This window comes from uncultured Lactobacillus sp. (assembly GCF_902491705.1).
Lineage (GTDB): Bacteria > Bacillota > Bacilli > Lactobacillales > Lactobacillaceae > Lactobacillus.
Genome location: NZ_CABUIW010000087.1, coordinates 1 through 5,152 on the forward strand (window position 1 = coordinate 1; position 5,152 = coordinate 5,152).

The 5,152-nt window shown below is 35.0% G+C and carries 4 protein-coding genes and 1 pseudogene; all 5 read right to left on the reverse strand.

Annotated features, from left to right (window positions below):
- Positions 1-86 precede the first annotated feature (86 nt).
- Positions 87-1,527: pseudogene (locus RDN22_RS10865) on the reverse strand (PTS transporter subunit EIIC).
- A 14-nt stretch (positions 1,528-1,541) separates the two neighbouring features.
- Entirely contained in the window at positions 1,542-2,441 is a 900-nt protein-coding gene (locus RDN22_RS10870) for an alpha/beta fold hydrolase (protein ID WP_308558115.1), read from the reverse strand.
- 206 nt (positions 2,442-2,647) lie between these two features.
- The gene (gene murQ, locus RDN22_RS10875; RefSeq protein ID WP_308558116.1) at positions 2,648-3,541 is read right to left on the reverse strand and encodes an N-acetylmuramic acid 6-phosphate etherase; all 894 of its coding nucleotides are present in this window, start codon (positions 3,539-3,541) and stop codon (positions 2,648-2,650) included.
- A gap of 1 nt (position 3,542) precedes the next feature.
- A complete protein-coding gene (locus RDN22_RS10880) occupies positions 3,543-4,400 on the reverse strand; it encodes a MurR/RpiR family transcriptional regulator (protein ID WP_308558117.1) in 858 nt (285 codons plus the stop codon).
- A 323-nt stretch (positions 4,401-4,723) separates the two neighbouring features.
- Complete coding sequence (locus RDN22_RS10885; RefSeq protein WP_308558119.1) at positions 4,724-4,978, reverse strand: HigA family addiction module antitoxin; 255 nt, start codon at positions 4,976-4,978, stop codon at positions 4,724-4,726.
- Positions 4,979-5,152 lie beyond the last annotated feature (174 nt).

Sequence of the window (5,152 nt, forward strand, 5' to 3'; positions counted from 1 at the left end):
ATTTAGCCATAATAAAACCCCCGAAATTCATGTCCGAATTTCGAGGGTCACCACACAAAGAATGATTTTTATTAACAATTAAATTTTTATTCTGGGAATAATTCATCAATTCTATCTTCATTAAATCCGAAGAACCAAGTTAGAACAAATCCGCCGATATAAGATATCAATAAGGCGATTAAGAATTGAACTTGTTGCCCTGGTTGCATAATTAATAATCCGAACAAACCAGAAACACCCTGTGATACTGTACCTAAATGGAATAATGAAGCGGCAACACCACCGAAACCTGCACCAAGACAAGCGGTAATAAATGGACGGCCTAGAGGTAAAGTAACCGTACATTAATGGTTCACCTACACCTAGAATAGCAACAGGAATAGAACTCATAACCATGTTCTTAAAGCGTTTGTTCTTACTCTTAAGCCAAAGTGCAAAACCAGCACCAACTTGACCACCGCCGGCCATCATTAAGATAGGGAGTAAATAGTTAATACCGTGCGTTGGACCTGTTGGGTCGTTAAGCATAACGTGAATTGGAGTTAAAGCTTGGTGTAAACCTACAGATACCAAAGCTAAGAATGTTGAGGAAAGAATGTAGCCACCGAACCAGCTTAACTTGTCGTAAAGGAAGTCCATGACTACATAGATAACATTGGTTAACCAACCACCGACTGGTTGAAGAAAGACAACTGAAATCAAACCACAGAAGATCAAGGTACATAGAGGTGTTAAGAATGTATCAAGTGCATTAGGCATAAATTTTCTAATTTGTCTTTCTGTCCATGCAATGAAGATACCCATGAATAAGGCTGTTAACAAACCACCAACACCAGCAACATAAGGTTTATTGGTGAACGGCATTGAGACAGCTAATGAGTTCAGTGGATATGCAGCAAAGCCAGTTAAGTTCAGGCAGAAGACACCACCGATACCACCTAAGATGGCACTACCTTTGAATTCTTTAGCGGCATTCATTCCTACAAAGATTGGTAAGAAGGCAAATAGGCCCCAACCAATTGTTTTAATAGTTAAATACCACCAGTCATTTGCAAATGCACTACCAGTTTGATAATCGATAACGTTGCAGATACCGTTAACTAAACCGGCAGCAATAATACCTGGAAGTAATGGAATAAAGACATTAGCAATGTGATGCAAGCCACGTTGCAAAGGCTTATCATGTTTAGCCTTTTGAGCTGCTTTATTCTTTTTAGCTCTTTCTTTTACCTCATCTAATGTTTCATTAGAATCTTCACTATCTTCTTCGCCAAGTGGGACACCAGATTGTTGGCTAAATTCTTTACCTACTTTTGTAACTTTTCCGGGTCCTAAAACAACTTGTAAAGTTTCAGATTGAACTACACCTAATACACCATCAAGACGTTTCAAATTATCTAAATTAACTTTGGAATCATCTTTAGTTTTTATTCTTAAACGTGTCATACAAGTCATAGCCGCTTCAACATTAGTTTTACCGCCAATGTTGTCTAATATTTCCTTAGCTAGCTCACTGTCTTTACTCATGACTCATACACCTCCTAATTTAAATTATCAAGTGCCCATTGATATGCATGCGGAGCTGCCGTAGTCCAATAAGCCCAGTTGTGGTTACCACCATTATCTCTTTCAAATTTGACACTAATTCCATTTGATTTTAAGGTCTTAACAAAACGATCGACATTCTTAACTGGAACAGTTGTGTCACTGGCAGTAGATTCTACAAAGAACTTAACGGATTTAGATTTAGCATTAATGTATTTAGTTGGGAATACACTGTCATAGAATTTCCAATCCCAGTTGTTTTTGCCAACTTGGAACGCATGTTGAGATGTCTTAATAGGATTGTTGTCAGGCAAACGATACCAAACAGATGGTGAGATCAAGACAGCATTTCCGAAAATATTAGGATATTTAAGTGCAAGTCTTGCTGCACCATAGCCACCCATTGAAATACCACCAATTCCTACATTCTTAGGATCGGTATCAGTCTTATACAATTTATTAATGGTTGGTACCATATCATCTACAATGGCACTTTCCATTTGCATCCCGCCTTCTTTTTGGTTGATGTAAAAACTGTTAAATCCATCAACGAAGACAACGATCATTTTCTTATTGCAACGATGAATTTCACCATCAAGAATTTGTTGAGAATTGAATCTCTCTAACAAATTTCTGTGGTTACCGTAGATTCCGTGCAACATGTATAAAACTGGATAACGCTTATTGCTCTTTGGGTTATAACCTGCAGGTAAATAAACATCATAGTTCCAATCCATATGTAATTTCTTAGAATACATTGTTGTTGTAACAACTTGACTCTTATTTGGAGTCACAGCAGGTGCAGCAGTCGAAGCTTTCTTTTGGCTACATCCAGTTAATCCAATTGCCAAAAACAGAATTGATAAAGTTACAGCAATCCATTTACTAGGTTTCATTCTTCTTACCTCCCTATTATTAGTAACTTTCAATAACAGTTTTATATGGTAAAAATAGTATTTATTTTTGTATTTGCACTCCCACTTCTAAAATTATAGAAATTATATTTCACCGTTATTTAAAATAAAGCGCTTTCTTTATCATTACAATAACACACCGTTATGTTTTAATCAATAATATTTGAAATAAAATTTCAATTTTGTAGCTAATTATTCAATACTTGGCTCACATTGCCATTATTTTTCTCTAATAGTTTTTCAGCTTCAGCCTTACCCAAATTAGTTTTAGCCATTACAATAGCTAAGCCTACATCCTTACCTGCTTCTGTAAGAACTTGACTAGCTCTTTCATTAGATACACCTGTTACAGCCATAATTATACGAGTAGCACGATCTACTAATTTTTGATTCGTAGGCAGAACATCAATCATAACGTTTTGGTAAACTTTCCCCTGCTTAATCATTACGCCTGTTGAAATCATATTTAAAATCATTTTTTGGGCAGTCCCTGCCTTCATTCGAGTAGAACCCGTAATTACCTCTGGTCCAACTACTGCTTCAATTGCTATGTCAGCATGTTGTCCAATTAAACTGTCTTTTACACATGCGATTGCAATAGTTGCTGCACCTATCTTTTTAGCATAATCCAAGCCACCTATAACATATGGAGTACGACCACTAGCAGCTAAGCCCATTACCACATCTTTATTAGTTAGCTTTAGATCTTTCAAATCTTTGGCTGCTAACTCAGGAGAATCTTCTGCACCTTCTACAGCAACATACATGGCACTTTTACCACCAGCTATAAGACCAATTGCTCTTTCTGGTTTAATTCCATAAGTTGGAACAAGTTCAGCAGCATCTAAGACTCCTAAGCGTCCACTAGTACCAGCACCTATATAAATTAGACGACCACCTGCATGATATCTAGCGGCTGCCACATCAATGGCTTGTGCAATCGCCTTATCTTGCGTAGCCACAGCATCTGCAACTTTATGGTCCTCAGCATTAATGGTCTTGACCATATTCAACGTCGACATAGCATCAATATGCATTGTATTAGAATTTCTCTGTTCGGTTGTTAAATCTTTAATTGCCATTCTAATCATTCCCTTCTTTTAATTCGTTCAAGAGCTTACCTGTATCTTCCATTTCTTTCTTAATCTTAGGTAAATTATTAGTAATAGTGCATAAATAAAGTAAATTGGAAATAAACATTTCGGCAAACGTTGAATTAATAGCACCTACACGTAATAACATTTCATTTTTAGGCAACAATAATTTAACATCTGCCAATTTACTTAATGGCGAAGTGGATTTTCTAGTAACTGCAATGATTGGTGTGCCATTCATTTTTGCTTGCTTTACAGCTAATAATATTTCCTTAGTTAATCCACTATAAGAAAAGCAAATCATAACGTCTTTTTTAGTTGAATAATAGCTTCGCTCAAGAGCAATATGTACATCATCATTGTAAAAAACAGTCTTACCACTTCTGATCAACTTGTAAAATAGATCTTTAGCTGGGAAGCTTGATGCACCAATGCCTTCAAGGTAAACTGAATTAGCATTTTGAATTAAAGTAACAGCCTTTTTAAGTTCTTTGACATCAATTGTTTTTGACAAGTCTTCAAGATTCTGAGTAATGCTAACCCTTAACTTTGTCATGATCTCATCAGCTGCATCATTCTTTTTAACAATCATGTCAATAGGCGCAGGTGCTTTCTTCTCAACAACTATACTTTTGGCCAAATCAATTTGAAATTCTTTTAAGCCCTTATAACCTAATTGTTTACAAAAACGGATTATTGAAGCTGCTGACGTATTCGTATATTCGCCTAATTCTTTTGCACTTTTTGCCACAAAGGGATTAGGGTTATCTAAAACTGCATCAGCGATAATACGTGAGGATTTTTTTAATAAACTATATCTTTCTAGAATGCGATCTCGAATATTCATTTCATCACCATCTTATATATTTTATAAGTTCATTTTATATCCTGTGAAATAATATTTCAATTAATAATCATATCTGCTGCTAATTTGAAATTTTGTTACTAATGTAAAAATAATTTTCTATCATCAATCTTAGTTACCTTTCTTTCCAATCAAAAAAGCCGTTAGTCAAACAACTAACAGCTTCATCAAATAATTTTCATATTTTTCAATAAAAAAACCTCTGCTGATGGTTAAAGCCGTCGTCACAGAGGTATGATCTACATTCGATTCTACACATATAAAGTAATAATGTCACGCCAAATCTAATAATTAGAGAATTCCTACTAAATTTCGGCATTTCTTGCTTCAATATCATTTTGAAGATTTAAAAAATATCTTGAAGATACCCCAAATAACTTTCCTAATTTCATAGAAGTATCTACCGTAATTTTCTTTTTATCATGAAGAATATCTAAAATTACGGATATTGGCACATTAATTTTGCTTGCAACTGCACTAGCTGACATACTTAAAGGCTGCATGAATTCCTCAGCTAAGATTTCGCCTATTTGGGGTGTAGAAATATTACCTTTTTGCATCTTCGTTACCTTTTCTAATTAACAAAAGACTCAAAAGTCATTTAACTTTTGAGTCTCAGCGCGAAAAAACTATTTGTTCAAAAAATTTTTAATTAATAAAATCCTTATTAAAATTACTCTTATTCCTCACCAGGTGCGGACATAACTATTCTCATTTTACCAGTGAATGTGAAT

Coding starts and splice junctions, on each gene's coding strand:
- RDN22_RS10870 (WP_308558115.1), bottom strand. CDS start 2,441: ATGAAACCTAGTAAATGGATTGCTGTAACTTTATCAATTCTGTTTTTG.
- murQ (WP_308558116.1), bottom strand. CDS start 3,541: ATGGCAATTAAAGATTTAACAACCGAACAGAGAAATTCTAATACAATG.
- RDN22_RS10880 (WP_308558117.1), bottom strand. CDS start 4,400: ATGAATATTCGAGATCGCATTCTAGAAAGATATAGTTTATTAAAAAAA.
- RDN22_RS10885 (WP_308558119.1), bottom strand. CDS start 4,978: ATGCAAAAAGGTAATATTTCTACACCCCAAATAGGCGAAATCTTAGCT.